This is a genomic window from Phenylobacterium sp. (genome assembly GCF_036264965.1).
In the GTDB taxonomy this organism is placed as follows: Bacteria; Pseudomonadota; Alphaproteobacteria; order Caulobacterales; family Caulobacteraceae; genus Phenylobacterium.
Genome location: NZ_DATAPY010000072.1, coordinates 1 through 2199 on the forward strand (window position 1 = coordinate 1; position 2199 = coordinate 2199).

Here is a 2199-nt window from a genome sequence, read left to right on the forward strand (position 1 = left end):
CAAGGCTGGGAAGCGGGCGTCGACTACACCCTCCTGCAGGGCCGCGTGAACCTCTGGGCGACCTGGTTCGACAACACCGCAAAGGACTTCATCACCACCAGCTTCGCCACCGGCGTCGCCATGCCGATCAACCTGCCGGGCAAGAACCCGGCGCGGGGCGTGGAACTGTTCGCCGATGGGCAGCTGACCGACGAATGGCGGATCGACGCCAGCTACACCTACCTGGACGCGCCGCAGAACCGCGACGTGATCGTGGGCGGGGTCGACGATCCGGGCTTCGACGGCCAGGCGGTGCGCCGCGCCAAGGACATCGCCAGCGCCAACCTGACCTGGTCACCGGCCGGGGTTCCGTACTCGGCGACGCTCACCGTGCGCTACAACGGCAAGCAGAACGACCTGGCGTTCACCGATCCGTCGTTCACGCCGCTGCTGGTCTCGCTGAAGGCCTACACCCTGGTGAACCTCGGCGGGACCTTGAAGCTGAACGCGCGGACCGAGCTGTTCGCACGGGTGGAGAACCTGTTCGACCAGAGCTATCAGGAGGTCTTCAGCTTCGCCGCGGCTGGGCGTGCGGCCTATGGCGGCGTCCGGCTAAGGTTCTAGGGACATGAGACCCGCGCTCCGCGTCGCCGCGATCGGGATGGCCGCCCTCACCGGGTTGGCCGGCCCGGCCGTGTCGGCGGCGGAGCGCGGCGCTCCGCAGCGGATCATGTCGCTGAATGTCTGCACGGACCTGTTGCTGCTGGAACTGGCGCCGCGTGCGCGGATCGCCTCGGTGACCTTCCTCGCGCCGGAAGCCGCCCAGGCGCTGTTCCCGGGCGCTACGGCGGGCGTCGCGCTGAACCACGGCTCGGCCGAGGACATCGTCAATGTGAAGCCTGACCTGATCCTCGATTCGGGGCTCTCCAACCCAATGATCAAGCGGATCGCCAAGCGGATGGGCGCGCCCGTGGTCGAGGTGAAGAACGCCGACAGCTTCGCCGACATCCGCGATGTGGTGCGCCAGGTCGGCGCGGCGGTCGGGGAGGGCGCGCGGGCGGAGGCCCTGATCGCGCAGATGGACGCGGAGCTGGCGGACCTGGCGGCCCATCCGCCGGCGCGGCGGCTTCGCGTGGTGGCCTGGAGCGGCGGCTCGTCCGTGCCGGGCAAGGGCAGCCTGACCGACGCGATCATCACGGCCGCGGGCGCGGTGAACATCGCCGCCCAGCCGGGCGCCTCTGAATCCACCTTCGGCGTCGAGGAGCTGCTGGCCGCCGCGCCGGACGCGCTGCTCTACGGGGGCGCGACGCTGGGGCGGCCGTCGCTGCTCAACGACGAGGGCCAGCATCGCGCGGTGCGCCAGCTCTACGCGGGGCGGCGGATCGCCTACAACGACATCACCCACACCTGCGGCGTCCCGCAGTCGGCGGACTCGGCGCGGGACTTGCGGCGGGCGCTGGGCGCCCTGCCGGCGCGGGCGGGCGGGCGATGAAGGCCCTGCCGCGCTTTGTGCTGTCGGCGCTGGCCACGGTCGCTCTGCTGACTGCCGCGGTGGCCTCGCTGTTCCTGGGGCGGGTGAACATCAGCCCGGCGGAGTTGTGGGCCGGGATCGTCTCACCGCACGCCAGTCTGGCCGGCGTGGTGGTCACCGAGCTCCGCCTGCCGCGCACGGTGCTGGCGATCATCGTCGGCGGCGCCTTGGGGCTTTCCGGGGCGGTGCTGCAGGGCCTGCTGCGCAATCCGCTGGCCGAGCCTGGCCTGCTGGGCGTCACCAATGGCGCCGCGCTGGGGGCGGTGATCGCGATCTATTTCGGCCTGGCGCATGTCTTCGCGCTGGCGACGCCCTTGCTGGGGCTGGTGGGGGCCATGGGCGCCGGCGCGCTGACCTTCGCCTTCGGGCGGACCAGTTCGCTGACCCTGATCCTGGCGGGCGCGGCGGTGTCGAGTCTGATGGCGGCGTTCCTGGCCATGGCGCTGAACTTCGCGCCCAGCCCCTACGCGGCCTACGAGATGAGCGTCTGGATGCTGGGCTCGCTCGCCGAGAAGAGCTGGGACCACATCCTGCTGGCCGGCCCCTTCATCCTGATCGGCATGGCGGCGCTGGCGACGCTGGGCCGCGCCATCGACGCGCTGGCGCTGGGCGAGGCGCAGGCCGAAAGCCTGGGCTTCCGCATCGACCGGCTGCGGGTGATCGCCCTGCTGGGCGTCGGCCTGGCGGTG

At 71.5% G+C, this 2199-nt stretch carries 3 protein-coding genes; all 3 read left to right on the forward strand.

Translation table 11 applies throughout. The features are described from left to right. The coding region (locus tag VHS75_RS09910; RefSeq protein WP_329638451.1) for a TonB-dependent receptor domain-containing protein at positions 1-603 on the forward strand (603 nt) is incomplete at its 5' end. Positions 604-607: 4 nt separating this feature from the next. Then, positions 608-1471, forward strand: coding sequence for an ABC transporter substrate-binding protein (locus VHS75_RS09915; RefSeq protein WP_329638452.1), 864 nt, complete (start codon positions 608-610; stop codon positions 1469-1471). After that, a partial coding sequence (locus VHS75_RS09920) for an iron ABC transporter permease (RefSeq protein WP_329638453.1) occupies positions 1468-2199 on the forward strand: 732 nt, incomplete at its 3' end. The genes VHS75_RS09915 and VHS75_RS09920, both read left to right, overlap by 4 nt.

Bases quoted from the DNA above. Each gene is read 5' to 3' on its own strand.
- VHS75_RS09915 (WP_329638452.1), top strand. From the start codon at position 608: ATGAGACCCGCGCTCCGCGTCGCCGCGATCGGGATGGCCGCCCTCACC.